The organism is Micromonospora sp. WMMA1923 (genome assembly GCF_049179195.1).
Lineage (GTDB): Bacteria > Actinomycetota > Actinomycetes > Mycobacteriales > Micromonosporaceae > Micromonospora > Micromonospora yangpuensis.
The window spans coordinates 181776-207716 of the sequence record NZ_JBMHLZ010000001.1 but is presented as its reverse complement, the minus strand read 5'-3'; the positions used below and the strand labels follow the sequence as shown (position 1 = coordinate 207716).

Here is a 25941-nt window from a genome sequence, read left to right as displayed (position 1 = left end):
CTCAGCCTTCGAGGCGGGCCAGCTCCTCCTCGACGATCGACGGGTCGAGCTTGCGGAAGACCGGCTTCGGCGCCGCGAGCGCCCGGCCGGCCTCCACGGGTACGGACTCCCACCGCGCCCCGACCGTGTAGTCACCGGTCAGCACCGGGTACGCCGGCCCGGCGTCGAGATCGTCGACCTCGACGATGGTGGGCATCGGCGCGTGCACGCCGGTGCCACCGAGCAGCTCGTGGACCTGCTGCGCGGAGTGCGGCAGGAACGGGGTGAGCAGCGTGTTGGCGTCGCTGACCACCTGCAGGACGGTGTGCAGGATGGTGCCCATCCGGGGCTTGTCCGCCTCGGCCTTGAGCTTCCACGGCGCCTGGTCGGACAGGTACCGGTTGGCCTCGGCGACCACCCGCATCGCCTCGCCGATGGCCTGCTTCTGCCGGTGTCGGGCGATCAGGTCGCCCACCGTGTCGAAGCCGGCGCGGGCCACCGCGAGCAGCGCCTCGTCGGCCTCGGTGAGCCCGGCCGGGTCGACCGGCGGGATCGCGCCGAAGTTCTTCGCCGCCATCGAGATCGACCGGTTGACCAGGTTGCCCCAGCCGGCCACCAGCTCGTCGTTGTTGCGGCGGAGGAACTCCGACCAGGTGAAGTCGGTGTCGTTGCTCTCCGGGCCGGCCACCGAGATGAAGTAGCGCAGCGCGTCGGCGTCGTAGCGTTCCAGGAAGTCCCGGACGTAGATGACGACCTTGCGGGAGGAGGAGAACTTGCGCCCCTCCATGGTGAGGAACTCGCTGGCCACCACCTCGGTGGGCAGGTTGAGCCGGCCCAGCTCGCCCGGCTCGCCGTCCTTGGCCCCCTCGCCGGAGTACCCGGCCAGCAGGGCCGGCCAGATCACCGAGTGGAAGACGATGTTGTCCTTGCCCATGAAGTAGTAGGCCCGGGCGTCCTTGCCGGCGCCGTCGGTGGACCACCACCTCCGCCAGGCCTCCGGGTCACCCGAACGGCGGGCCCACTCGATGGAGGCCGACAGGTAGCCGATGACCGCGTCGAACCAGACGTAGATCCGCTTGTCGCCGCGCTCCCGCCAGCCTTCGAGCGGGATCGGCACCCCCCACTCCAGGTCCCGGGTGATGGCCCGGGGCTGCAGGTCGTCGAGGAGGTTCCGGGAGAACCGCAGCACGTTGGGCCGCCAGCCCTCGCGGGTGTCCAGCCAGCCGCGCAGCACGTCGGCCAGGGCGGGCAGGTCGAGGAAGAAGTGCTCGGTCTCGACGAACTGCGGCGTCTCCCCGTTGATCTTCGAGCGGGGGTTGATCAGGTCGACCGGGTCGAGCTGGTTGCCGCAGTTGTCGCACTGGTCGCCCCGGGCGCTGTCGTACCCGCAGATCGGGCAGGTGCCCTCGATGTACCGGTCGGGCAGGGTCCGGCCGGTGGACGGGGAGATCGCCCCCATCGTGGTCTTGGTGACGACGTACCCGTTGTGGTGCAGCCCCTCGAAGAGCTGCTGCACCACGGCGTAGTGGTTGCCGGTGGTGGTCCGGGTGAACAGGTCGTAGGAGAGGCCGAGGCCGAGCAGGTCCTCCACGATCACCCGGTTGTACCGGTCGGCCAGCTCGCGCGGCTTGACGCCCTCGCTGTCCGCCTGCACCTGGATCGGGGTGCCGTGCTCGTCGGTGCCGGAGACCATGAGCACGTCGTGGCCGGCCATCCGCATGTACCGGGCGAAGACGTCGGAGGGTACGCCGAAACCGGAGACGTGGCCGATGTGGCGTGGGCCGTTGGCGTACGGCCAGGCCACCGCCGCGAGAACGTGACTCATGACCAGCAAGCCTAGTGACCGCCCCCGGGTGGCCGCGAACCAATAGGCCCGTCCGGGGCCAACCCTGTCCGAATTGTCGCCGACACGCGGCCTGAGCTGCCCGGGTGCTCCCCTCCGGCGGTGTCCAATGAACATCGTGACTGGCAGAGGAACCGCCCGTGAGTCCGACGACCAGCCGCCGGAGGCACCCGAGGGGCCCACCGGGCCGACTGCGCCGCGCGGTCCGGCGGTCGCCCCCCAGCGCCGCGGTGACCCGACCGCGGTGACCCAGGTGATCGAGACGGTGGTCGAGACGGAGCCGACGACCGGTGCGCCGATGGACGCCGTGCCGAGCCGGGTGCCCGTCCGGCAGCACCGCCGGGCGCCGGCCGCCGACCCCGGTACGACGGACTCCGAGGAGGCGTTCTGGCTGCCGATCGAGGAGGTGCACTGGGACGGCACCCCGATCCGGGCCGAGCGGAAGGCGAAACGCGCCGACGCGTCCCCGGGCGGCTCGACCCGACGCCGGCGGGAGGGCCGGAGCAACCATCCGCCCGATCCGCTGCCCGGCCTCTCCGCCCTGGTGCTGTTCAGCCTGCTGGCCGCGTTCTTCGCCTGGGTCAGCGTCGGGCCGCTGTGGCTGGCGGCGGGGCACGCGACCCGGGGCAGCGTGGTGGTGGGCGAGTGCACCGGCGGCGGGTTGGCGCAGCGTTGCCGGGGCAACTTCGCCGCCGCCGACGGGCGGTTCGTCGCCCACGGGGTACGGCTCAGCGGCGTACCGGCCGACCAGACCGACCCGGGTACGGTGCTGCCGGCCCGGATGACCGGCCCGGAGGGCACCACCGCGTACGCCGACACCGGCGTCGGGCAGCACCTGCGGTGGCTGCTCGGCCTGCTCGCGGTGGCCGGCTGCACCGCCGGCATGGTCCGGTTCGGCGGCGCGACCCGACTGCCCGACCCCCGGCTGCGGCGCTGGGCGGTGGCCGCCACCTGCGCCGGCCCGCTGCTGACCACCCTGGGCTTCCTCGCCGCCGCCTGGTGACCCGACGTCAGGCCACCGCCGGAGCCCGGCGTCAGGGCACCGCCGGACCCCCGACGTCAGGTCACCGCCGGAGCGACGTCAGCTCACTGTGGGCTGTGCACGATGGTGTAGAGCTCCCGGCGGCGCAGGCCGTGTTCGGCGGCGACCTCGGTGATCGCGTCCCGCCGGGACAGCCCGGCGGCCTCCCGTCCGGCCACCTCGGCGCGCAGCGTGCCGTCGTCCGGCCGCTGCCCGGCGGTCGGCACGGCACCGGCCACCACCAGGGTGATCTCGCCGCGCGGTGTCGCCTCGGCGGCCCACCGGGCCAACTCGCCCAGCGGGCGGCGGACCACCTCCTCGTAGGTCTTGGTCAGCTCCCGGCAGAGCGCGGCGGGCCGGTCGGAGCCGAACTCGGCGGCCAGGTCGGCGAGCGCGCCGACGATCCGGTGGGTGGCCTCGAAGAGCACCAGGGTCCGCTCCTCGGCGGCCAGCGAGCGCAGCCGGGCCCGGCGGGCGGCGGGGGCGCGGGGCAGGAACCCCTCGAAGCAGAACCGGTCGCTGGGCAGCCCGGACAGCGCCAACGCGGTGGTCACCGCGCTGGGGCCGGGCGCGGCGGTGACCGGCACGCCCGCCGCCAGCGCGGCGGTGACCAGCCGGTAGCCGGGGTCCGACACGCTGGGCATGCCGCCGTCGGTGACCAGGGCGACGTGGTGCCCGGCGCGCAGCACGTCGACCAGTTCGGGGGTACGCCGTTCCTCGTTGCCCTCGAAGTACGACACGATCCGGCCCTCGATGCGTACGTCGAGGTCCTTGGCGAGCCGGGTCAGCCGGCGGGTGTCCTCGGCGGCGACCACGTCGACGGTGGCGAGGACCTCGCGGAGCCGGGTGGAGGCGTCGGCCGGGTTGCCCAGCGGCGCGCCGAGCAGCACCAGGCGTCCACTTTCCGACATTTCACCCACGGGACGCGCTCCTTCATCGACGGATGTACCAAATATCGGGGACGACCGGCGCCACCGGGCACCCCAGCAGCCTACGATCGCCGGGTGACGAGTGCGTCGACAGCGCAGAGCGCGGGCTCCGGCCAGGCCGAATCGGAAGAACCGGGCAACGGCACCAGGGTCCCCGACCCGCCGGAGGCGCCGACCGCCAGTGGCGGTGGTGGTGGCATCCCCACCATCGTCCGGCGTCGCCTGGCCACCGTCGAGGCCCGGCTGGACCTGCACTCCTGGCTGGCCACCGCCGTGGTGGTGGCGATCGCCGCGATCCTGCGCCTGGTCGGCATCACGTACCCCAAGGGCAAGATCTTCGACGAGGTCTACTACGCCCGGGAGGGCTGGCAGCTCGTCGACAAGGGCGTCGAGTGGAACTACAAGGACGACGTCCCGGCGTACGTCGTGCACCCGCCGCTCGGCAAGTGGCTGATCGGCGCCGGCGAGTGGGCCTTCGGGTACGTCGACGTCGAGCAGGGGTTCAACGTCCCCGGTCGGCTGATGACCACCGCACCGGAGTTCGGCTGGCGGATCTCGGCGGCGCTGGCCGGCATCCTGTCGGTGCTGCTGCTGGTGCGCATCGGCCGGCGGATGTTCCGCTCCACCGTGCTGGGCTGCACCGCCGGGCTGCTGCTCGCCCTCGACGGCTTCCACCTGGTGCTCTCCCGCACCGCCCTGCTCGACATCTTCCTGCTGCTGTTCGTACTGGCCGCCTTCGGGGCGCTGGTGCTCGACCGGGACGCCCGCCGCCGCCGCTGGCAGCAGGCCCTCGACGCCGGGCTGGACCCGTCCCGCCCGGGTGCGGCCGGTCGCCCGGCCGGCGGCTGGCGCAGCTGGCCCTGGTGGCGGCTGGCCGCCGGGGTGCTGCTCGGGATGGGCATCGCGGTGAAGTGGAGCGCGCTCTACTTCGTACCGGCGTTCGTGCTGTTGGTGTTGCTCTGGGAGGTCGGGGCCCGCCGCTCCGCCGGGGTACGCCGACCGTGGCGGGACGCGTTCCGCGCCGAGCTGCCCTGGCTGCTGCTGACCGCGGTGGTGATGAGCCTGACCTACCTGGCCGCCTGGTCCGGCTGGTTCCTCACCGACCACGGCTACTACCGGCTCGCCGAGCGGTACCCGAACACCCCCGGCCTCAGCGACACCCCGTTCCTCGGCCCGCTGAAGAACCTCTACGAGTACCACATGGCGGCGTACAGCTTCCACGCCGGCCTCTCCGAGCCGCACAAGTACCAGTCCTGGCCGTGGCAGTGGCTGCTGCTCGGCCGGCCGGTGGCCTTCCACTACTCCGGCGACGGCCCCTGCGGGGCGGCGAGCTGCGCCTCCGAGGTGCTGCTGCTCGGCACCCCGCTGCTGTGGTGGTCGTTCCTGCCGGCGCTGGCCGGTACCGCGTGGCTGGGCCTGGCCCGGCGCGACTGGCGGGCCGGGGCGATCCTGCTCTGCGTCGCCTTCGGCCTGCTGCCCTGGTTCTGGTACGCCCTCGACGGCCGGACGATGTTCTCCTTCTACACCGCCCCGGCCCTGCCGTTCCTGGTCCTGGCGGTGACGTACGTGCTCGGCGCGATCGTCACCCCGGCCGACCCACCCGGCGCCCTCGGCAAGACCGGCGCAACCGGCGGGGCTGATCCCGCCGGTGGGGTCGGCGCAGCCGGTGGGGTCGCGACGGCGCGGGACGCCGAGGCCGAGCAGGCGCGGGCCGACCGGCGGCTGGTGGGTGCGTTCATCGTGGGCGCGTACGTGCTGCTGGTCGCGCTCTGCTTCGCGTACTTCTATCCGATCTTCGTCGGGACGATCCTCACCAACGCCGAGTGGTCCGCCCGGATGTGGCTCGACGGCCGCTGGATCTGACCCCGGTGCAAGGAAGGGCCCCCGCTTAACGCCTCAGGTAGAGCGGGGTGCCCTTCTCACCGGGAACAGCCACCGGCTTCCGCCCCACGCAGCTTCCGCCCCACGCAGCTTCCGTCCCACGCAGCTTCCGCCCCAACAAAGACGCGCGCCCCGATCGCCTGCCACGGGGGAAGCGGGCGATTGGGGCGCGCAAGGGAAGCTTAACCACCATGCACCACTGGCACAACGGGTCAACTTGTTTCAGATTTCCGACGGATGCGTTGACGGCCATATGGTTTACATCCGGCACCTAACGGACAGTCATCTCTTCGGCGCGGGGCGCAGCACCCACGCGTACGGCAGGGACGCGCGCCCCCACCGCCACGGTCGGCTGCAGTACCGTCACCGCATGGCTCGCAGCACCCGGCACCGACCCTCCACTACGGACGCGACGAGCCGGGCGGGGCAGGGCCCACCCACTCCGGCGCCACGCACCGACCAGGCCGTCGACCGGGTCCGGCTGTGGTCGTACCCGGGCGGGGGTGTGGGTGATGCGTGACCTGCTGCCGCCGACCGTGGCGGTCGCGGTGGCCGGGCCGGCGGACTGGACCGGGACGTTGCTGCCGGCCGAGCAGGCCTGCCTCGGCGAGCGGGCGGTGGAGAACCGGCGGCGGGACTTCACCGCCGGCCGGGTCTGCGCCCGGCGGGCGATGGGCGCCCTCGGCCTGCCGCCGACCCCGGTGCCCGCGGCGGACCGGGCCCCGGTCTGGCCGGCCGGCGTGGTCGGCACGATCACCCACACCCGGGGGTACTGCGCGGCGGCGGCGGCCCGGACCACCGAGATCCGGTCGGTAGGCATGGACGCCGAACGGCACAAGGTCCTCGAAGCCGGGGTACGCCGACTGATCTGCCTGCCCGAGGAGGAGCAGCGGTGCGCCCGGCTACCCGCCGGGGTGTCCTGGCCGGCGGTGATCTTCAGCGCCAAGGAGACCGTCTACAAGGTCTGGCATCCGATCGTCGGCAGCTGGCTCGACTTCCACGACGCCCGGATCGACCTGGACCCGGAGGCGGGCACCTTCACCGCGTGGATCGCGCCGGCCCGCCTCGACGCGGCGGCTGACCTGGACCCGCCACGGACCATCAGCGGACGGTTCGCCGTCGAGACCGACCTGGTCCGCACCGCCGCCGTCCTCGGCCTCCGCTGACCCGGCGACTGTTCGAACCGATCAGCCGACGACCTGGCACCGGGTGGACCACCAGGATTCGGGGGTTGCCTGCGCGCGGTAGCGTCCAGGCTGTTCGAGACGTTCCCAGGCGCCGAGGAGTATGGTGAGCCACCCCCAGCCCCCGTTCGGGCCGCAGGACCCCAACCAGCCGTCGTCGTATCCTGCCGACCCGACGGCCGCCCCACCGCCTCCGAACGACCCGTGGGCTCAACCGGACACTCCCGCACCGTCCCTCTTCGGCTCCCCGCAGCAGCCCGACGACGCGTGGTCCACGCCGCCCGGCGGCGATTCCTGGACGCCGCCGACGGCCCCGTACCCGCCGGGTGGCGGCCCCGCTGGCCCGCAGTACCCGCCGGGTGGTGGCACCGGTGGCCCGCAGTACCCGTCCTCGGGCGCGCCGCACTACGCCGCCTCGGGCGAGCAGTCGCCGTACCCCGGCTCGGGTGAGCAGCAGTACCCGTCCTCGGGCCAGCCCTACCCGCAGCCGCCGGTCTCCGGCGCGCCGCAGTACCCGGGCCAGTCGTACCCGCCGGTCTCCGGCGCGCCGCAGTACCCCGGCCAGCCGTACCCGCCGGTGTCGGGCGCGCCGCAGTACCCGGGGCAGCCGTACCCCGCGCCGGGTTCGGGTGCCCCGCAGTACCCGCCGCCGGTCTCCGGCGCGCCGCAGTACCCGACCTCCGGTCAGCCGTACCCGCCGGCCGGGCCGCTGCCGCCCGGTGGCGGCTACCCGCCGCCCGGGTACCCGCCCGGGGCGTACCCGTTGGGTCCGCCGCAGAAGTCGTCAGGTGGCTCGGGCGGCAAGGCGGCGCTGATCATCATCGCGATCGTCACGGTGATCGCGCTGCTCTGCTGTGGCGGCAGCGTCCTCGCCTACATCGCAGCCGGCGGTGACGACGAGCAGACCAGCGGCACCGGTCCGACCGCGGCACCGACCACCGCCGCCCCGAGCACCGAGCCGACCCAACCGCCGACGCCGGAGCCGACCACCGCCGCGCCGACCACCGCCGCGCCCCGACCCACCGGCGAGACCTACAACATGAAGGCCGGCGACACCCTCATCCTCACCGACAACGACGGTGAACTGCGGATCACCGTCTCGAAGTTCCGGACGACCGACGAGCCGTGCCGGAGCTACTCGCCGAAGCCGAGCAAGGGGCTCTACCTGATCGCCGACGTGAGCGCCGAGGTCACCAAGGGTTCGTCCTCGCTCAACCCGATCTACTTCGAGTGGGTGGCCGCGGACGGCACCACCACCAACGGCCTGGCCGGCATCATCTCCGGCTGCGGCGACTCGCTCACCTCCGGCAACAACCTGCCGGAGGGCACCAAGCGCAGCGGAACGGTGGTCTTCAACGTCGCCGACACCAAGGGCACCCTGGAGTACCAGCACAAGTTCCGGACCTCCGGCTCCTGGCGGCCGTAACGCGGCGGGCCGGGGCCGGCGCACCACGGCTCCGGCTCCGCCGCCATAGATCGAGGTGAACCGACCACCCCGACCGACCGTAGTACCGCCGACCAGGTACCGATTCGGTAGGGACAGGCGCATGGGCGATCAGAACGACCCGCTCGCCTTTGTGGGCGAGCCTGGCTTCGACACCAAGGTCGAACGGCTGGCGCTCTGGATCCTGCGACAGGACCTTGCGAGGGGCTGGGACCCGGAACACCGGAGCGAGACCAACCGTGACCTGAGAAACGGGATGCGGTTCGTCGACGAGGCGCACCGGCAGACCGCACCCAAGGAGACCCGCAAGCGCGGCGGCCTACGGATCAGGGGCCGGGATGTACTGCACCGCCTACGGGGCAAGACCTTCGCCCCGCACGAGTGGACGGGCATCGATCCACCCCCGTACGGCAGCCAGCTCCCCGGATCTGCGGACTCCGTCCAGCAGTGGACGCACCCGGGATTCGCGAACGGTCCGTACGCGATGATGGCCATGCGGTCTCCGCTCGGCGGCCCGGAGTTCTCCGCACACCAGGACGCCGCGGTCAGGCTGGCGGTCGCCCGTACGTTGAAGAGCTGGATCGGCCTCGACCAGAGCCTCGCCCGGCTCCACGAGAACGGCAGACTCAGCGGCGTCTCGGCCTACTACTACCCCGATCCGACGGGCAGGGTGAGAAACAACGCGGCCGAGGTCCGTCAGTGGGCGGGGTGGACGCCGGAGCCCGTACTGGACTCCCGGGGTAGGGAGCGGCCGGAGATCGCCACGCTGGCCGTCGCCCCTACGGACCCGAGGTACGACCCCCCGGCTCAGGATGGTCGGCGGAGCATCGCCCCACCGCTGGAGACCTACCTGATGGTCAGTGGGGCCGACCGGTGGCAGCAGGAACGGGTACGGGCCACACAGCAGACCGCCAGCGCGGCGGCACCCGGGCAACCACCCGCGACCAACGAGAGCTCTCGGCACGCCGCAGCGAGTTACCGCCTGACCTCGGCGCCCTCCGCCGCTCCGCAGGTACGCCCCACGAGGCCGGAACTCGCTTCGAACAACCCCTACCGGAACCTGAACCCGACGCAGGGACCTGTACGGGGTCGGTGATCCGGCTCCACCTGGTAGCTGACCGGCCGTTGACCCGCTTGCCGCACTGCACGTGCCGGGAAGGTGGCGCTGGTTACGCCGCTCGGCTGGCCGCGACGTGGCCGTGGGCCGGCCGCCGTGAGCCGTGCCGTTCCACCCCACCGCGGGCCGGCTGCGGACCAACGCACTCGACCCGGCCTTCCGGCCCGGGACCACGTCCCGGGCCGGAAGGCCGGTGACCACCAGAGGGTGACCGGTGTCGGGTGGATCAGGTGAAGTTCACGTCACTGCACCACATGTAGGCCTGGTCGGCGTGCGAGGCCTGCCAGATGACGAAGACGATGTGGTGTCCGGTGTAGCCGGAGGTCGAGACGTTGAACGAGATGTTCTGTGCCGGTGCGTACCGCCCGGTCTGCGTGATGAAGTCGAGGTTCCCCCAACCCAGACGTTGGGTGGCGGGGTTGAACCCCTGCTTGCTCACGTAGACCCGGAAGTAGTCGGCACCGTGACTGGCCTGGTCGTACAGCTGGATCGAGAAGTTACGGCCGAGGTTGGACGTCTTCCACGCTCCGGGCTGGTTCAGGCTGTCGTTCCGGGTAAGGCCGTTGCTGCACAGCTGCCCGTCGGGGGTACGGGCCTGGAACTGCCCGCCCAGACCGTCCCGCAGCGCGCTCATCCAGTTCCACATGGTGTCCGGGTTGGCCTGGAAGGCGCGGTAGCACATGGGGTCCTGCTGTTGCATGGCCGGATCCATGTGCCGGCTCCCCCAGGTCTGCCAGCACTGGTAGGCGCGGGTGGCCGGGCCGACGATCGTGCCGTGGGCCTGGGCCGGGCCGATGAAGGTCAACGTGCCGGCCAGCATGGCGAGCACCACGACGAGCGCTCGAACGGGCTGGCGGACAGCCGACCGTGACCGACGGCCGGACTGATCGGGCTTGGCTGAACCCATGGTGGATCCTCCGTTCTCCGACGTTCTGGGGCTTGTGTGGGAGCGCTTCCGTGCCAGCATTGCACCAATCGACCCAGAGTTCAATGATCGTCTATATATATCTGCTCTGAGCTGGATTTATGAGCAAACCCATCACAGAGATAGGAGATCCCCGAAAGCACCTTCGATCTTGCTGGGCGCGCCAATCCCATGATGTCGCCGAAACAGCCGCGTCGAGCGCAACCATAACCTCGGCACGGTCACCCGGCACGCCACGGCGCGAACCTGGACAGCCGCACCACCCAGCGTTCCGCACACTGATCGACGCCTATGTTGCACAGCCGGTTCAGACGTGTTGGAATGACTCCCGTCGCCGGCAGCGCGGGGGCTACGGGCAGCACCGCGGCGCGCGGGCTACGGGCAGCACCGCGGCGCGCGGGCTACGGGCAGCACCGCGGCGCTTGGGCAACCGCGCTGGGCACGGCCGGCCGGGAGCACGGCGCCGAGCACCGCCATTGGCAGCGATGGTCGGCCATTCGGCGGGGCGCACGCGGTGGGATCTCCGCAGCCGGCGCGGCGCCGATCGCGCACTTCGACGCCACGCGTCACGGCGACCGGGGTGGGCGCCGGAGACACCTGACGGCTGTCGACGCACTGGAACGGCCGCACTGGAACGGCCGCACTGGAACGGCAACGAGGTGATCATGAGCGTTCGGAACTTCTTCGTGGGGTGGCACCGGAACCGCTACGTGTGGGCGGCCGTGGTTCTCCTGGCGGTCTCGGCAGGCGCAGCCGTACTGGCGAAATCCGCGCCGGAACCGGAGCCGCCGGATCTGCGGGCGCAGATCACCAGCCGGATGCGCACCATCCTCGAACAGGCCGACCCGGGGCAGCACAACCACGCCGGACACCAGCCCCAGCAGGTTGCCGACGCACCGGCCCGCACCCCGGTGATCTGCGGGGTCCACGTCTACGGCCACGAGCCGGACACAGCCACCGTCCTGGCCGACGTGCGGACGGTCTACGGCTACCACTTCTGCGGGGTCGCCGAACAGGATCGCCCCTGGGACGTCGCGGTCAAGCTGACCGGACCGCTGATCATGGACATGGCCACCGAGCCGCCCGGCATCCAGGTGGTGGAGGGGACCGGCGAGGTCCGCTTCGTCGACCGGCTCCGGGAGATGTTCCCGGAGAAGTACGAACAACTGGCGCTCAAGGAGGCCCTTACCGAGTCGGAGATGGCCGACCTACGCCGCCGGTACGACGCCGCAGCCGGCCTCTGACCGGACGGCCACCCACCCCCGGCACGCATTTGGCATGGCTGGCAGCTCGCCGACGAACTGGTCGGTCACCGCCACTGCGACGATTCCGGAATGAGGACGCAGCTACCACCGGGAGCCCTTTGAAAAAAGCGGTTCGGAGGCGCAGAAAAATGTCGCCGACCGCTGTGCCCGGACCTCAGACGGGTAGAGCGGGCCGAGGCTACCCACAAACAGTGGTTGGCTGGCCCTGCGCGAGCAGGCACCGCCGCGCTGGCGCCACGACCAGGCATTCAGCGAGGTCATCTACCTCACGCCGAGGGAGCTCACCGCTCTCGGCGCGAAGATCCGCGATCTCCTGGCCGACTACCGCCACCGCGAGACCCGGCCCGAGACCCGTCCGCAGGGGTCCGCGCCGGTCGCGGCGGTCGCCCGCCTGTTCCCCCTGCTCGACCCGGATCGCTGATCCGATCCGCTTCCGGTACGTCGCCCCCGTCGACGTACGCCCCCCGGGCCAAGCCCCAGACGAACCTCTGGAGGATCTGGAGATGTTCGAGCGTTACGTGTATCTGCCGGACGGGCCGGCGCAGGTCCGCGAGGTGTCACCGGCATGAGCCGTGACCGCCAGGTGGGCAGGGTCGGGCAGCTGTCGCGCTACCCGGTCAAGTCGATGCTGGGCGAGGATCTGGACCAGGCGTACGTGGACGAGGCCGGCATCGCCGGCGATCGGACCTTCGCCGTGCTCGACTGCCTCACCGGCAAGGTGGCAAGCGCAAAGAACCCGCGCCTGTGGCGCGAGATGCTGACGGTACGGTCCACGCTGACACCCCCCGACTCCACCGGCGCCCCGGCGGTCCGGCTGACCTTGGCCGACGGTACGACCGAGACCGTGACGGTGACCGGCTACCGCGATCCGGCGCTGTCCATGCTGCTGGGCCGGGATGTTCGCCTGCTCGACCGGGCCGCGCCGCACACGAGCATCGAGCGGATGGACCCGGACCAGGTACGCACGGATGACGATCTGCGAAGCGCGGAGACCGTCAGCTCCGAACTGGCTACCGGCTCTCCACCGGGCACGTTCTTCGACTTCGCGCCCCTGCACCTGATAACGACCGCGACGCTGGCCGCCCTCACGGACCACCTGGGTCGGCCGGTGCACAGCCAACGTTTCCGGCCCAACATCGTCGTCGAGGTGCCCGACCCCGGCGCCGGTTTCGTCGAGAACCTCTGGCCAGGGCGTCGACTGCGAATCGGCACCGACGTGGTCGCCGAGGTCGTCATCGCGACCCCCCGGTGCGTCATTCCGGCGCTGCGGCATGGTGACGGCGAACCGGATGTCGCGCTGCTGCAGGTGCTGAGCCGGCACAACCGCCTGCCGGCCGTCGGCTCCCTGCCGTGCGCCGGGGTGTACGCGCGCCCGCTGGAATTCGGCGTCATCCGCTCCGGTGACCCGGTCGAGCTCTGTTGACTGCTGCCACTTGACCGCTACAGAAGATCGAAAAAGGCCGTCTCCGACTATCGGAAACGGCCTTGAACTGGGTGGAGCTGAGGGGATTTGAACCCCTGACCCCCTCGATGCGAACGAGGTGCGCTACCAGTCTGCGCCACAGCCCCTCCGCCGGCTGACCGGCATCAGCACCGCCCGGCTTACACCGGGCGGGCCGGCAACAAGGCTAACAGGCCGGCCCCCGAAGAGCGAATCACCCCCCGGTACGCCACGATCCCGGCAGCCCACGCCCCCGAAGCCCACCAGCCACCGGGGCGCTCGACGCCCGCGTCCCCCGGTGGCCGGAGGCCACGCGACGCCCACCCCGTGGCCGGAGGCCACGCGACGCCAGCGTCCCCCGGTGGCCGGAGGCCACGCGACGCCCACCCCGTGGCAGGGGGCGCTCGCCGCCAGCCCAGCGGTGCTGACCCCGACGGGAGGGCCACGTCCCGCCCAGCCGGCGGTGAGAAGGGTGCCCCGCTAGACCTGAAGCGTTAACAGGGGGCCCTTCCTTACACCTCAGTGGGGGTTGCGGCCGGACTGGTACGGGCGGCCGCGCAGGCCGCCGGAACGGCGGTAGGAGACGGAGCCGCCCCCGTTGGCCACTGCCGGCAGGTCGGCTGGGCGGTCGAGGCCCATCGCGGCCCGGCGTACCCCTTCGCGTTGGGCGGCGAGGCGGCGCTGGGCCTCCCGGCGGGCGGCTGCCCGGCGGGCCTGCTCGCGGCGCACCTCGGCCTGCCGGGCGGCCAACCAGGCGGCCTCCCGGGCCTGGAGCCGCCGCCGGCGGCGCTCGGCCAGGGCCCGACTGCGCAGGTGCACCATGTACGCCAGCAGCAGGGTGCCGGTGACCGAGAAGCTGATCCAGAAGCCGGGGCCGACCACGACCACCCCGATCAGCTCGACGAAGTTGAGCAGCAGCAGGGCGGCCAGCACCCGGCGGCGGCGGTATACGGCCGGGGTGTGCCGGCGCGGCGGTCGGCGACGGGTCCGCTTGGCGGCCGGCGGCACCACCCGCAGCCGCTTGGCCCGCCGGGACGCCCCGCGCCGCCCGGTGGCACCGCCGCCGGGCCGCCGCCGACCGGCGGAAGCACCATCGGAAGCCGCGCCGCCGGCCCCGGCCCCGCCGGAAGCCAGGTCACCGGCCCCGGCACCGCTGGCGTCGGAGCCGGGCGTCCCGGCGGAGGCATGGTCCACCGCACCCCGGTCGGAGTCCGGGACCGGGGAGGCACCGTCGGGCCGGGTGCCCGGGACGGTCAGGGCACCCGTTACCGGGTCTTCACTGAGTGTGACGACAAGGGCGCGAGTGGTGTTGACCGGTTGCCGGCCCGGGACAGTGCGACGTCGCCGGCGGCGCTGGAGCACCCGCGCCGTCGACTGCGCCCGCTCCGCCACCAGCCGCTCGGTGGCGTCGTACCGGCGGACCAGCGCCGGGGCGAGGGCGAGCAGGCCGGCGGCGGCGAGGACGGCGAGGAGCACCGAGGTCGGCACCCTCACCCCTCCCGTCACCAGAAAAGAAGCAACCGCCGGCCCGCCGCCGGATCTTCCACCGAAACCAACCCCCTGCGGTGCAGATCCTGCGGCCGGACAGCATCTGCCGCAGCTTGCAGTTACCTGAGGTTACGGGCCGCCGACCAGGAAGATTGCGCGCCGCGCCGATCGGGACAGACCCAACGACGGGACCGAGGGGGTCACTGGTCGGCAGCCTGCAGCCGGTGCCAACGGGCCAGCAGGCCGCCTTCGAGAGCGACTTCCTCGCTGGTCATGGCGTATCCGATGTGGTCACGCCAGGCACCGTCGATGTGCATGTACCGCACGTGGTACGACTCCTCGCGGAAGCCCAGTTTCTCCACCACCCGGCGGGACGGCTTGTTCTCCGGGCGGATGTTCACCTCGACCCGGTGCAGTCCGGCCGCGCCGAAGGCGTGGTCGACCGCGAGCGCCAACGCGGTCGGGATCACCCCGCGACCGGCCACCCGGGAGTCCACCCAGTAGCCGACGTACCCGGAGCAGAACGCCCGGCGCACGATGCTGCCGACGTTCAGGTGACCGACGAGTCGTTCCTGGCCCTGCTCGCGCAGGCAGACCGCGAAGGGCAACCCCTCACCGGTACGCGCCGAGCGGCGCTGGTCGCGGTGCACCCAGCGGAACGCGTCCGGGGAGTTCAGCTCGTCCCAGGTGCCCGGCATGGCCGACTCCCAGGGGGCCAGCCACGCCTGGTTCGCCCGACGGACCTGTGACCAGGCCAGGGCGTCAGCGCGCCGGTACGGCCGCAGCAGCACGGCCCCGTCGGTCAGCACCGCCGGCCAGCCCGGCGCCCGCCTGAACACAGCAGTCTCCCCTCGCGACGAACACCCTATCGGCGGCGGTCCAGGAGGAGGACGTCCACGGTGGAGCCGGCCGCCGCCGTGGTGACCCGCTCCCCGAGCACCAGCAGCCCGTTGGCCTCGGCCAACCCGGAGAGGGTGTACGGCCCGCCGCTGAGTGGTTGCACAGTGTACCCACCGCCGCGGCGCTCGGCGACATGGGCCGGGCGGAACTCGCGCAGCCGGCCCGGCGAGGAGACCGTCTCCAGTAGATGGGCCCGCACGCTGGGGCGGAACACCGGCTCGGTGCCGGAGAGCAGGTTGATCGCCGGGCGGGCGAGCACCTCGAAGCCGATCAGCGCCGCACCGGGCTCGCCGGGCAGGCAGACCACCGGCACCTCCTCGGCGCCGACGGTGCCGAAGCCGAGCGCCGTGCCGGGATAGAGCGCCACGTCGGTGAAGGTGACCGGCCCGGCCCGGCCACCCTCCCGACGGGACAGGATCCGGCGCACCATGTCCCCCGGCCCGGTGCCGGTGCCGCCGGTGGTGATGATCAGGTCGGCCCGCAGGGTCTGGTCCTCCAGCAGGCCGCGCAGCCCCTCCGGGTCGTCGTCGCAGATTCCCACCCGGTACGCCAGCGCACCGGCCTCCGCCGCGGCGGCGGTCAACGCGTGCGAGTTGGCGTCCACCACCTGGCCGGGCTGGCTGCCCCGGCCCACGTCGACCAGCTCGTCACCGGTGGCCACCACGACCACCCGGGGGCTGGGCCGGACCACCACGTGCCCGATCCCGGTCGCGGCGAGCACCGCCACCAGGGCCGGCGACACGTAGCTGCCGGCCCGGGCGAGCAGCGTGCCGGCGGGCAGCTCCTCCCCGGCCCGGCGTACCCCGTACCCGCGCTTGGGCACCCGGAAGATCTCCACGGCGGCCATGCCCTGGTCGGTCCACTCCACCGGCACCACCACGTCGGCGGCGATCGGCAGCGGCGCGCCGGCCGCCACCGAGAAACAGGCGCCCGGGGTCAGCCGGACCGGTCGCCAGCTCGCCGCACCCAGGTCACCGACCACATTGAGCCGTACCGTCCGGCCCGGCCCCCGGGCGCTGCCGGGGCTGTACCCGCCGCCCCGGCCGGCACCGGCCAGATCGTCCCAGCGCGCCGCGTACCCGTCCACCGCCGCCTGGTCGAAGGCGGGGAAGGAGTGCGGTGCGACCACGTCCTCGGCGAGGACGTTGCCGTACGCCTGGGTCAGGTCGAGGTCGAGTGGCGGCAGCGCGCGTAACCTGCGCAGCACACTGCCCAGGTAGTCGGCGAGCGGCGTCAACTCGTTCGCGGCCGCCTCGGCGTCGGCCGTAGCGGTCATGTACTAGGCCCACCCGACGCGTCGGAGTTGACGAACTCGGCAAGCCACTTGCGGAACTCGGCGCCGAGGTCGTCGCGGTCGCAGGCGATCTGCACCACCGTCTGCAGGTAGCCCAGCGGCATGCCGGTGTCGTAGCGGGTGCCCCGGTAGACGATCGCGTGCACCGGCGTACCCTCGCTGCGCAGCAGCTCCATCGCGTCGGTGAGCTGGATCTCGCCGCCGCTGCCGGGCTCGGTGCGGCGGATCGCCTCGAAGATGCTGCCCGGCAGGACGTACCGGCCGAGCACCGCGAGGTTGCTCGGGGCCTCGTCCGGGCTGGGCTTCTCCACCATGCCGGTGACCTTGACGACCTCACCGATGTCGGTCAGCTCGGCCTCGGCCGGCTCCACCGAGGCGATCCCGTACCGCTTGGTCTCGGCCGGGTCGACCTCGAAGAAGGCCAGCACCACCCCGCCGGTGCGGGCCTGCAGCTCCAGCATGGCCGGCAGCAGCGGCTCGTCGAGCTTGACGAACTCGTCGCCGAGCAGCACCGCGAAGGCCTGGTCGCCGACGTGTGACTCGGCGTACCCGACGGCGTGGCCGAGGCCGAGCTGCTCCGGCTGCCGGCAGGTGTAGATCTCGGCCAGCTCGCTGGGGCGCTGCACGGCGGCCAGCCGCTCGGTGTCGCCCTTGGCCTCCAGGCGGGCCTCCAGGTCGGGCCGGCGGTCGAAGTGGTCGACCATCGATGTCTTGCCCCGGCCGGTGATCAGCAACACGTCGCCGATACCGGCGTGCGCGGCCTCCTCGACGATGTACTGCAGAACCGGGCGGTCGATCACCGGCAGCAGTTCCTTCGGCACCGCCTTGGTGGCGGGCAGGAAGCGTGTGGCCAGGCCAGCGGCGGGGATGACGGCCTTGACCGCGCGGGAACGGCCGGTTGGGGAGGTCACCGATGAGGGGTTGACTGAGTGCTCCGACATGTCGCGAGACTATCGGCCATGGCCCTGTCTCGGCGGGTGTGGCCCGGAAGACGCGCCGCCGGGCGTAGCGGCGCGGGGCGGCCCGTCCTCTCCGCCGGGCGCCCGGACCGGAACGACGATCTCCTCCATCGGAGGTCGCGAGCGTGGTTGCGCCACCCGGTAGGTGTCCCGGCCGGCGTCCTTGGCCGCGTAGAGAGCGTTGTCGGCCGAGTCGAGCACCTGCTGCCCGGTGGTGGCGTGGTCCGGGTACACGGCGATGCCGATGGAGACGGTCACCGACACCGGCACCGTCACCCCGGAGTACGTCTCCACCGTGATCGGGCTGTCCCGGACCACCGTGGCGAGCCGCTCGGCGACGATCGCCGCGCCCCGCGCGTCGGTCTCCGGCAGCAGCACCACGAACTCCTCCCCACCCTGGCGGAAGGCCAGGTCGACCTCGCGGATCTCGCCGCGCAGCCGACGGGCGAACTCGGCAAGCACCGCGTCCCCGGCCGGGTGCCCGTAGGTGTCGTTGACGGCCTTGAACCGGTCCAGGTCGAGCGCGAGGACGCTGAGCATCCGACCGAACCGGCTGGCCCGTTCCACCTCCCGCCGGATCGACTCACGTAGGTAGCGGTAGTTCCACAGGCCGGTGAGCGGATCGGTGAGCGAGAGCCGCTGCGCCTCCTCGTGCATCCGGACGTTCTCCACCGCCACCGCCACGTGCCCGGCGAGGGTCCGCAGCGTGGCCAGGTCGTCGTCGTCGAACTCGTCGCTGCCGTGCCGGTCGTAGAGGGCCAGCACGCCGAACGCCGCACCACCCGAGCCGGGCCCCGCCGCCACCGGGTGCCCGTGCGGCTCGGTCGGGTCGCCGAGACCGTGCGGCTCGGTCGCCCCACCGAGACCGTTCGGCTCGGTCGGGCCGTGGTGACCGTTCCCGGTCGACCAGCCGGGCCGGGCCGGCCAGTCACCGGGCCAGGTCGGCTCCGCGGGCGGTCCGGCCGGCTCGGGCACCGCGAAGGGCACCGCGAGGTACGTCTCGCAGTACGGCTCGCCGGTCGCCTCCGCCGACGGGTCGGTACGGCCCCGACGTGGCTCACCGGTCGCCGCGACCGTCCCGATCACCCCGTGTCCGATCGGGATGCGCAGCACCGGCGGACCGGACCGGCCGGCGGACCAGCGCCCGTCCAGCCCCTCGGTGCACTGCCCGACGAGGGTGCCGGTGCCGTCCAGCAGCAGCACCGCGCCGGCCCGGGCCCCGGTGGCCACGATCGCGCTGTGCAGGATGACCCGCAGGATGCGTTGCAGGTCGTGGGTGCTGGCCAGGGTGTCCCCGAGCACCGCGAGGTGGCTGCGCAACTGGTCCCGGCTGGTGGTCAACGCCTGCACGTAGGCCTCGGCCTCCCGGGTCATCCGGTTGAACGCGGTGGCCAGCCGACCGATCTCGTCCCGGGACCGCACCGGCACCCGCGCGGTCAGGTCGCCGTGGGCGAACCGGTCCACCGCGGCGGCCAACTCGACCAGGGGTCGGGTGCTCACCCGGGCCAACCGCCAGCCGACCAACACCGCCAACAGCGCCGCCAGCAGCACGGCGGCGGCCAGCAGCGGGTACAGGCCGGCGGGTTGCCCGCCGGACACCGAGATCACCAGGGGCAGCGGCTGGCCCGGCGCCGGCCCCACCCGGCGCAGGTACCGGCCGTCCGAGGTCGCCACGACCCGGTCTCCGACGGCGCGGGTCACCTCGCGTACCCCGGTGTCGTCGGTGGTGTGCGCGATCCCGGCACCGTCGAGCAGGGTGACCGCGACGCCGGTCACCGCGGCCAGCCGGGCCACGAACTCCGGGTCGACCCTCCAGGCGGCGGCGACGCTGCCGAGCGCGGCACCGGCGGGGTCGCGCAGCTCGACCCGGGCGGTCAGGGCGGCCGTCGGCCCGGGCTCCGGTCGGTCCTGCGCGCAGTCCCGCCAGGGCGCCTGCGGTGCGCCCGGGGTGGCGTAGGTGACCCGGCCGGTGGCATCGGTGACCTCGACGGCGGCGGCCAGGCCCCGACTGACCACCTGACCGGCGGTGCCGGCCCGCTCGGGCGCGGCGGCCAGGGCGACCACGTCGGCCGCCGCCCGCAGCTGCTGGCAGAGCGCGTCCACCGAGGTACGCACGGAGGCGGCGGCCACCCCGAGCCGGTCGACCGACCGGCTACGCTCGACCGCCCCCAGGGTCGTGGCGACGAAGACGGCACCGAGCAGGACCGGGCCGAGCACCACCGCGAGGAAGGCTGCGGTCAATCGCCCGCGTAGCGTCACGCTTCCCCCCGGAAGTTCCGCGCCCGATGCTGCGATGCTGACACAGAGCCACCGTTAGACCAACGTTGCGTCAGGAGTGTTGCGTGCCTGATTTTTCTGATGAAGCAGAAGAAACGCCTGAGGCGAAGCGACACCGGCGAGGCGACCTGCTCGCCCGCCGCCGGTCGCTCACCGCCGCGCAGCGCTCCGCCGCCGCCGGTCGCGTCCAGGCCGAGCTGACCGCCCTGGTACGCCGCCTGCGCCCACGCCTGATGACCGGGTACGTGCCGGTGGGCTCCGAACCGGGCGGGCCGGACCTACCGGAGGTGCTGCGGGCCGCGCTGCCGGACACCTCCGTGCTGCTGCTGCCGGTGCTCCTGGCCGACCTGGACCTGGACTGGGCGGCGTACGACGGTTCGCTGGCGGTGGCCGGGCGGGGGATGCGCGAGCCCACCGGCCCCCGGCTCGGGGTGGCCGCCGTCGCCGGGGCGGACCTGGTGGTGGTGCCCGCCCTGGCGGTGGACCTCGCCGGGTGTCGGCTGGGTCGGGGTGGCGGCTCGTACGACCGGGCGCTGGCCCGGGTGCCGGCGGCCACGCCGACCGTCGCCCTGCTGCACGACGGCGAGTTGCTGGACGCTCTGCCGGCCGAGCCGCACGACCGACCGGTACGGGCGGCGATCACCCCCGGCGGCGGATGGCACGCCCTGACCGACCCGTCGGGTGTCACACCCCACACTTCCGCTGGACGAACCCGGGTCCGATGACGCACCATTGGCACTCGAATGCGTCGAGTGCCAATCGGCCGTCGGAGATCCGGAGGAGATCGTGCCCACGTACCAGTACGCCTGCACCGCGTGCGGACACCAACTCGAGGCGGTGCAGTCCTTCGCCGACGAGCCGCTTACCGAGTGCCCGGCGTGCGAGGGACGCCTGCGCAAGGTGTTCAACTCCGTCGGGGTGGTGTTCAAGGGGTCCGGTTTCTACCGCACGGACTCCCGCGCCGCCGGCTCGGAGGGCAAGACCGGCGGCAACGGCAAGAGCAAGTCCGAGTCGTCCGGCGGCTCGTCCGGCTCGTCGGACTCGTCCACCGGCTCGTCGACGGGCGGCTCGTCGTCGAGCGGGTCCACCGGCGGCTCGGGCAGCGGCTCGTCCGGCAGCGGCTCGTCGGGCGGATCCTCGTCGGGTGGGTCGTCGAACGGCGGCGGCTCCGGCAAGTCCCCGGCGGCCAGCGGCTCCGGCACCAAGTCCTGACCGGATCCCCCGGCCGGCACTCCCCTGCCGGCCGGGGCGGTCGGCAGGTGTCGGTCGGCAGGTGCGTCCCGGGCGACGTCCGGACGACGGTCGGACCGTGGTCGGACCGGAACCGGGCGCGCGGCGGGTCAGTCCCAGTGCGGCGGCCGGTCGGCGAGCAGCCGGTCGTCGTTGCCGCCGGAGCGCTCCCCCCAACCCCGGTCGGTGTCGTCGGCCGTCTGCTCGGGCAGCACGACGAAGTCCTCACTGAGGTCGACCACCCGGTCGTCGTCGCCGCGTACCCCCGGATCCACCGTGCTCACCGCGCAAGCATAACCACCTCCGGTAGCGTCGTCCGGCGTGACGACGCCCAGCGGTGCCAGCTCCGAGGACGACTACTGGCGACACCCACCGCCGCCCGGACCGGAGCACCCACCGGGACGGCCCGACCCGACCACCGCCGGGTACGCCGGGCCGCCGCCCACGGTCGCGCCCCCGGCGGGCTGGCGGCCACCGGTACGCCTGGAGCCGGCCGCACCGCGCCGACTGCCGCCGCAGGACATGGCCGGTCTGGACACCGCCGAGCAGCGGGCCCAGCGGGTCACCTACGGGGTGGGCGCGGTGGCCGGGGTGGTGCTGCTGGTGCTGCTCTGCCTGTTCTGCTCCCGCCTGCTGCTCTGACGCCCGCCGCTGCTCTGACGCCCGCTGGGGAGCGGGTCAGAAGGTGTTCTGCCAGAGCGTCTCCGCACCGGTGTGCCCGGCCCGGACGGTGTAGATCAGCACCGGCACCGCCAGCACCAACACCAGCACCGACAGCACCCGGCCGAGCCACGGGGGCAGCTTGCGCACCCGGTCGTGGCCCCGGTCCAGCACCAGCTTCGCCAACGTCACCAGGGCCAGCGCCACGGTGAAGCGGAACAACCAGTCCCCCTGCTGGGAGTGGTAGTAGATCTGGTCGAGGGCGTCCTGCGGGTAGCCCTTGGCGGCCAGGGCGTCGCTCAACTCCTCACCGGACTGGGTCGCCACGAACGCCACGATCGGCGACCCGACCGCGAGCAGCGCCACCGCCCAGTCCATGCGGGACCGCCAGCGGGGGCGCAGCACGTACACCGCGGCGAGGAGCGCCAACGCGGGGATGGCCGTCACGGCGGCGTGGACGACGAGCGCGTGCAACGGCAGACCGAGAAACTCCCTGAACACCGACACCTCCGGCAATGGATGCGGTAACGGCAGCCCAGCGTACGTGGTCGTGCCGCCGGCTGCCCCTGACACTGCCGTACACGCGGGCGGAGCCGGTCCGGTTCAACCCGGTTCACCCTCCGGCGTCGTGGCACTCTTGGTCGGGTGGACTCCGATGACTTCGGCCTCTTCGGTCCGGGTTCGGTCACGTGGCAGGTGCACGAGGAGCCGATCCTGATCGTCGCCGGCCTGCGCTCGCTCTACCTCCAGACCCTGCACCCCCGGGCGATGGCCGGGGTGGCGCAGAACAGCAGCTACCGCAGCGACGCGTGGGGGCGGCTGGTGCGCACCTCCGAGTACGTGGAAACGGTCGTCTGGGGTACCACCGCGCAGGCGGAGGCGGCCGGGCGACGGGTCCGGGCCCGGCACGCCCGGCTGCGTGGCCGGGACCTGTCCACCGGCGAGGAGTTCCGGGTCGACCAGCCCGACCTGCTGCGGTGGGTGCACGTGACCGAGGTCGAGTCGTTCGTGACCACGGCCCGCCGGGCCGGGCTGGCCCTGACCGACGCCGAGGTCGACGGGTACTACACCGAGCAACGTCGGGCGGCGGCCCTGGTCGGCCTGGATCCGGCAACCGTCCCCGGCACCGCGGCCGAGATCGCCGAGTACTACCGGCAGGTTCGTGGTGAGCTTCGGATGACCCGGGAGGCGGCCGAGACGGCCCTGTTCCTCACCGCGCCACCGATCCCGTGGCGGCTCAGCCTGCCGGCCCGGCTCGGGCTCAGCCTCGGGCCGCCCCGGTGGGCGTACTTCGGCATCGCCGGCACCGCGATCAGCCTGCTGCCGGCCTGGGCCCGCCGGATGTACGGCGGGTTGGGGCTGCCGACCACGGCCTGGTCGGCTGACCTCAGCGTGCGTACCCTGCGGGTAGTGCTCGGTGCGTTACCGCGCCACCTGCGCGAGGGCCCGAACCGCCAGGCCGCCCGGGAGCGGCTGGCCCGCCTCGCCGCCGCGACCGGCTAGCCGCCGCGACCGGGGGAACCAGGCCTCAGCTCCCGGCTGAGCCGGGCCTCAGGAGCGGGAGCTGTCGGCCTCGGTCAGCCGGTCGACCGCCGCCCACGGCTCCCGCCCCTCGACCTGCGAACCGGTCGGGCAGACCCGCCGGAAGTCGCACCAGCCGCAGCGCGGGCCGGCGGTGGTCGGGAAGGCCTCGTCGGGGTCGGACCCGTCGGCCACCGCCCGTTCGGCGGCGACGATGTCCCGGGCCGTCTCCTCCGCCCGGGTGACCTGCCGAGCCAGCGACTCGGGGGTGTGGTCGTGGGCGGCCACCGTACCGGTGGGCAGGTGGTGCAGCTCCACCCGGCGGCAGGGCCGGCGGAAGACCCGTTCGGCGGCGTACGCGTAGAGGGCGAGGGCCGCCGAGCCCCGGGCGTCGTCGGCGTCCAGCCCGGTGCGGCCGGTCTTGTAGTCGACGATGGCCAGTTCCGGCCCGTTCGGGCCGGGTCGGGAGTCGATCCGGTCGGCCCGGCCGTTGAAGGCCAGCACCGCCGTCTTGACCGCCACCACCCGTTCCACCCCGAGCGGCTCCTCGCCCGCCTCCAGGGTGCCGACGTAGGACTCCAGCCAGCCCAGCGCCTGGGTGAACACCGCCCGCTCCTGCTCCTCGTCGCGGTAGCCCTCGCGGACCCAGGTGCCCTTGAGCAGCCGGCCGAGCGCCTCGGGGCGACGCCGGTCGGCGGGCAGGGCGTACCAGTTCTTCAGCGCGGTGTGCACGCTCGCGCCGAGCGAGTTGTGCGCCCAGGGCGGCCCCTTCTGCGGTGCCGGCCGGTCGAGGTAGGCGTACCGGTAGCGCCGGGGACAGTCGAGGTACGTGCCGAGCTTGCTGGGGGTGCAGACGAAGAGCCGTTCCGGCATGCCCGCGAAGCCGAGCTGCTCGGCCTGCCCGGCCTGCTTGGACTGCCTGGCCTGCCCGGCCCGGGGACGGGGGGTCCGGCCGGAGGAGCCGGCAGGACCGGAGGAGCCGGAGGAGGGGGATGGTGGTCGCACCTCGTCGATCCTGCCATCCGGGTACGACCGTCCTGCCGCCGCCGCGCTCGCCGGGGTCAGCCCAGGTTGCGGTACTGGGTCACGAAGGCGGCCACCGCGTCCGCGATGAGCTGCACGGCGATGGCCGCCAGCAGCAGGCCGGCGATCCGGGTCAGCACCTCGATGCCCCCCGGCCGCAGGATCTTCACGATCCCACCGGAGAACCGCAACACGATCCAGACGGTCACCATCACGGCCACGATCGCCGCGCCGATCGCCGTGTAGTCGGCCAGGTTGTCGCCCTGCTGGACGAAGAGCATGGTCGCCACGATGGCACCCGGACCGGCCAGCAACGGGGTGCCCAACGGCACCAGGGCGATGTTGGAGGTGACCTGTTGGCTCGGGTCATCGGCCTTGCCGGTGAGCAGTTCCAGCGCGACCAGCACCAACAGGAGGCCACCGGCGGCCTGCAACGCCGGCAGGTCGACGTGCAGGTAGGCCAGCAGGGTCTGCCCGGCCACCGCGAAGATCACGATGACGCCGAGGGCCAGCGCCACCGCCTGCCAGGCGGCCCGGTTGCGTTCCCGGGCCGGCAGCGGGCCGGTCAGCGCGAGGAAGATCGGCATCATGCCCGGCGGATCGGTGATCACCAGCAGGGTCACGAAGACCTCACCGAAGAGCTTGACGTCCACGCGATCACCGTAGTCCCGCCGGTGGGGCCACCGATCCGGGTCAGCCGGAAGCGACCGGCGTCACCCCGTCGGCCACTATCCGCTCGTACGCCTGCGGGTCGGTGGTGAACGCGCCGAGCCGGACCGTCTTGTGGGTGCCGTGGAAGTCGGACGCGCCGGTGACCAGCAGGCCGAGTTCGGCGGCGAGGCCCCGCACGTGCGCGCGCTCGGCCGGCGAGTGGTCCTCGTGGTCGGCCTCCAGCCCGGCCAGGCCCGCCGCGGCCAGCTCGGCGATGAGCGTGTCCGGCACGGTCCGCCCCCGCCGGGTGGCCCGGGGGTGGGCGAACACCGGAACCCCGCCGGCCGCGCGGACCAGCGCGACGGCCCGAAAGACGTCGATGTCCTCCTTGGGCAGCCGGTACCGCTCACCGAGCCAACGCGCCCCGAACGCCTCGGTGGTGGTGGCCACCAGGCCGGCCCGGATCAACGCCTGCGCGAGGTGCGGCCGGCCCACCGTGCCGCCGGCCGCGCCGGCCAGCACCTCCGCCCAGCTCACCTCGACGCCGTCGGCCCGCAGCAGCTCCACGGTCCGCTCGGCCCGGGTCAGCCGGGCGGCGCGCACCCGGGCCAGCTCGGCCGAAAGCTCCGGCTCCGCCGGATCGAAGAGGTACGCGAGCAGGTGCAGCGGGGCCGCCGGCACCTCGCCGTGCCAACGGCAGGAGAGTTCCGCTCCCCGGACCAGGCTGAGCCCGGCCGGTAGGGCCGCCACCGCCGGTGCCCAGCCGGCCGTGGTGTCGTGGTCGGTGATCGCCACCACGTCGAGGCCGGCCCCGGCGGCGGACCGGACCAGCTCGGCCGGGCTCAGCGTGCCGTCACTTGCCGTCGAGTGGGTGTGCAGGTCGATCCGGGCGGTGGGTGGGGCCATCGC

General features: G+C 73.1%; 24 protein-coding genes and 1 tRNA gene. 11 read left to right on the top strand and 14 right to left on the bottom strand.

Annotated features, from left to right (window positions below):
* Position 1: 1 nt before the first annotated feature.
* Positions 2–1804: a methionine--tRNA ligase gene (gene metG, locus ACN28G_RS01025; protein WP_091434533.1), complete on the bottom strand. Its 1803-nt coding sequence runs from the start codon at positions 1802–1804 to the stop codon at positions 2–4.
* 127 nt (positions 1805–1931) lie between these two features.
* Between metG and ACN28G_RS01020 the strand changes: the two genes are divergently transcribed.
* Complete coding sequence (locus ACN28G_RS01020; protein ID WP_229688141.1) at positions 1932–2825, top strand: hypothetical protein; 894 nt, start codon at positions 1932–1934, stop codon at positions 2823–2825.
* Between the two features lie 83 nt (positions 2826–2908).
* On the opposite strand, the gene rsmI is transcribed toward ACN28G_RS01020, so the two are convergent.
* The gene (gene rsmI, locus ACN28G_RS01015) at positions 2909–3754 is read right to left on the bottom strand and encodes a 16S rRNA (cytidine(1402)-2'-O)-methyltransferase (protein WP_421478169.1); all 846 of its coding nucleotides are present in this window, start codon (positions 3752–3754) and stop codon (positions 2909–2911) included.
* A gap of 93 nt (positions 3755–3847) precedes the next feature.
* Between rsmI and ACN28G_RS01010 the strand changes: the two genes are divergently transcribed.
* The 4 genes from ACN28G_RS01010 to ACN28G_RS00995 all read left to right on the top strand — a co-directional run bounded on the left by ACN28G_RS01010 (position 3848) and on the right by ACN28G_RS00995 (position 9377).
* Positions 3848–5635: a dolichyl-phosphate-mannose--protein mannosyltransferase gene (locus tag ACN28G_RS01010; protein WP_091434528.1), complete on the top strand. Its 1788-nt coding sequence runs from the start codon at positions 3848–3850 to the stop codon at positions 5633–5635.
* A 530-nt stretch (positions 5636–6165) separates the two neighbouring features.
* Positions 6166–6819 carry a 4'-phosphopantetheinyl transferase family protein gene (locus ACN28G_RS01005; protein WP_421478168.1) on the top strand — a complete coding sequence of 218 codons (654 nt, stop codon included), beginning with the start codon at positions 6166–6168 and terminating at the stop codon, positions 6817–6819.
* A gap of 124 nt (positions 6820–6943) precedes the next feature.
* Entirely contained in the window at positions 6944–8263 is a 1320-nt protein-coding gene (locus ACN28G_RS01000) for a hypothetical protein (RefSeq protein WP_421478167.1), read from the top strand.
* 121 nt (positions 8264–8384) lie between these two features.
* Positions 8385–9377, top strand: a complete 993-nt coding sequence (locus ACN28G_RS00995) for a hypothetical protein (protein ID WP_091434524.1) — start codon at positions 8385–8387, stop codon at positions 9375–9377.
* A gap of 247 nt (positions 9378–9624) precedes the next feature.
* On the opposite strand, the gene ACN28G_RS00990 is transcribed toward ACN28G_RS00995, so the two are convergent.
* Positions 9625–10230 carry a lytic polysaccharide monooxygenase auxiliary activity family 9 protein gene (locus tag ACN28G_RS00990; protein ID WP_091434522.1) on the bottom strand — a complete coding sequence of 202 codons (606 nt, stop codon included), beginning with the start codon at positions 10228–10230 and terminating at the stop codon, positions 9625–9627.
* Positions 10231–10988: 758 nt separating this feature from the next.
* On the opposite strand from ACN28G_RS00990, the gene ACN28G_RS00985 reads away from it, so the two are divergent.
* Positions 10989–11567, top strand: a complete 579-nt coding sequence (locus ACN28G_RS00985) for a hypothetical protein (RefSeq protein WP_091445927.1) — start codon at positions 10989–10991, stop codon at positions 11565–11567.
* 586 nt (positions 11568–12153) lie between these two features.
* The gene (locus tag ACN28G_RS00980; RefSeq protein WP_217628772.1) at positions 12154–13011 is read left to right on the top strand and encodes an MOSC domain-containing protein; all 858 of its coding nucleotides are present in this window, start codon (positions 12154–12156) and stop codon (positions 13009–13011) included.
* A 72-nt stretch (positions 13012–13083) separates the two neighbouring features.
* Here ACN28G_RS00980 and ACN28G_RS00975 read toward each other — a convergent pair.
* The 6 genes from ACN28G_RS00975 to ACN28G_RS00950 form a co-directional block, all read right to left on the bottom strand.
* Positions 13084–13157: transfer RNA gene (locus tag ACN28G_RS00975), tRNA-Ala, on the bottom strand.
* 391 nt (positions 13158–13548) lie between these two features.
* The gene (locus tag ACN28G_RS00970) at positions 13549–14523 is read right to left on the bottom strand and encodes a hypothetical protein (protein WP_421478166.1); all 975 of its coding nucleotides are present in this window, start codon (positions 14521–14523) and stop codon (positions 13549–13551) included.
* Positions 14524–14717: 194 nt separating this feature from the next.
* Entirely contained in the window at positions 14718–15326 is a 609-nt protein-coding gene (locus ACN28G_RS00965) for a GNAT family N-acetyltransferase (RefSeq protein ID WP_091445923.1), read from the bottom strand.
* 56 nt (positions 15327–15382) lie between these two features.
* Entirely contained in the window at positions 15383–16693 is a 1311-nt protein-coding gene (gene glp, locus ACN28G_RS00960; RefSeq protein ID WP_091434520.1) for a gephyrin-like molybdotransferase Glp, read from the bottom strand.
* Positions 16690–17652, bottom strand: coding sequence for a UTP--glucose-1-phosphate uridylyltransferase (locus ACN28G_RS00955; RefSeq protein WP_091434518.1), 963 nt, complete (start codon positions 17650–17652; stop codon positions 16690–16692). Before ACN28G_RS00955 ends, glp begins: the two co-directional genes overlap by 4 nt.
* Positions 17653–17661: 9 nt before the next feature.
* The gene (locus ACN28G_RS00950; RefSeq protein WP_421478165.1) at positions 17662–19929 is read right to left on the bottom strand and encodes a diguanylate cyclase; all 2268 of its coding nucleotides are present in this window, start codon (positions 19927–19929) and stop codon (positions 17662–17664) included.
* A gap of 83 nt (positions 19930–20012) precedes the next feature.
* On the opposite strand from ACN28G_RS00950, the gene ACN28G_RS00945 reads away from it, so the two are divergent.
* Positions 20013–20672 (top strand): 5-formyltetrahydrofolate cyclo-ligase, encoded by a 660-nt coding sequence (locus tag ACN28G_RS00945; RefSeq protein ID WP_421478164.1) that lies wholly within the window; start codon positions 20013–20015, stop codon positions 20670–20672.
* Positions 20673–20733: 61 nt separating this feature from the next.
* Positions 20734–21159, top strand: coding sequence for an FmdB family zinc ribbon protein (locus ACN28G_RS00940; RefSeq protein WP_421478163.1), 426 nt, complete (start codon positions 20734–20736; stop codon positions 21157–21159).
* Between the two features lie 128 nt (positions 21160–21287).
* Here the strand turns inward: ACN28G_RS00940 and ACN28G_RS00935 are convergent, their stop codons facing one another.
* Positions 21288–21461, bottom strand: coding sequence for a hypothetical protein (locus tag ACN28G_RS00935; protein WP_175440444.1), 174 nt, complete (start codon positions 21459–21461; stop codon positions 21288–21290).
* Positions 21462–21498: 37 nt separating this feature from the next.
* Between ACN28G_RS00935 and ACN28G_RS00930 the strand changes: the two genes are divergently transcribed.
* Positions 21499–21819 (top strand): hypothetical protein, encoded by a 321-nt coding sequence (locus tag ACN28G_RS00930; protein ID WP_421478162.1) that lies wholly within the window; start codon positions 21499–21501, stop codon positions 21817–21819.
* Between the two features lie 36 nt (positions 21820–21855).
* On the opposite strand, the gene ACN28G_RS00925 is transcribed toward ACN28G_RS00930, so the two are convergent.
* The gene (locus tag ACN28G_RS00925; RefSeq protein ID WP_421478161.1) at positions 21856–22338 is read right to left on the bottom strand and encodes a DUF2231 domain-containing protein; all 483 of its coding nucleotides are present in this window, start codon (positions 22336–22338) and stop codon (positions 21856–21858) included.
* A gap of 144 nt (positions 22339–22482) precedes the next feature.
* On the opposite strand from ACN28G_RS00925, the gene ACN28G_RS00920 reads away from it, so the two are divergent.
* Positions 22483–23340, top strand: coding sequence for an oxygenase MpaB family protein (locus ACN28G_RS00920; RefSeq protein WP_421478160.1), 858 nt, complete (start codon positions 22483–22485; stop codon positions 23338–23340).
* 48 nt (positions 23341–23388) lie between these two features.
* On the opposite strand, the gene ACN28G_RS00915 is transcribed toward ACN28G_RS00920, so the two are convergent.
* The 3 genes from ACN28G_RS00915 to ACN28G_RS00905 form a co-directional block, all read right to left on the bottom strand.
* Positions 23389–24231 carry a RecB family exonuclease gene (locus ACN28G_RS00915; RefSeq protein ID WP_421480835.1) on the bottom strand — a complete coding sequence of 281 codons (843 nt, stop codon included), beginning with the start codon at positions 24229–24231 and terminating at the stop codon, positions 23389–23391.
* A gap of 188 nt (positions 24232–24419) precedes the next feature.
* The gene (locus ACN28G_RS00910; RefSeq protein ID WP_091434505.1) at positions 24420–25034 is read right to left on the bottom strand and encodes a MarC family protein; all 615 of its coding nucleotides are present in this window, start codon (positions 25032–25034) and stop codon (positions 24420–24422) included.
* 40 nt (positions 25035–25074) lie between these two features.
* Positions 25075–25938, bottom strand: a complete 864-nt coding sequence (locus ACN28G_RS00905) for a PHP domain-containing protein (RefSeq protein ID WP_421478159.1) — start codon at positions 25936–25938, stop codon at positions 25075–25077.
* Between the last annotated feature and the right edge of the window lie 3 nt (positions 25939–25941).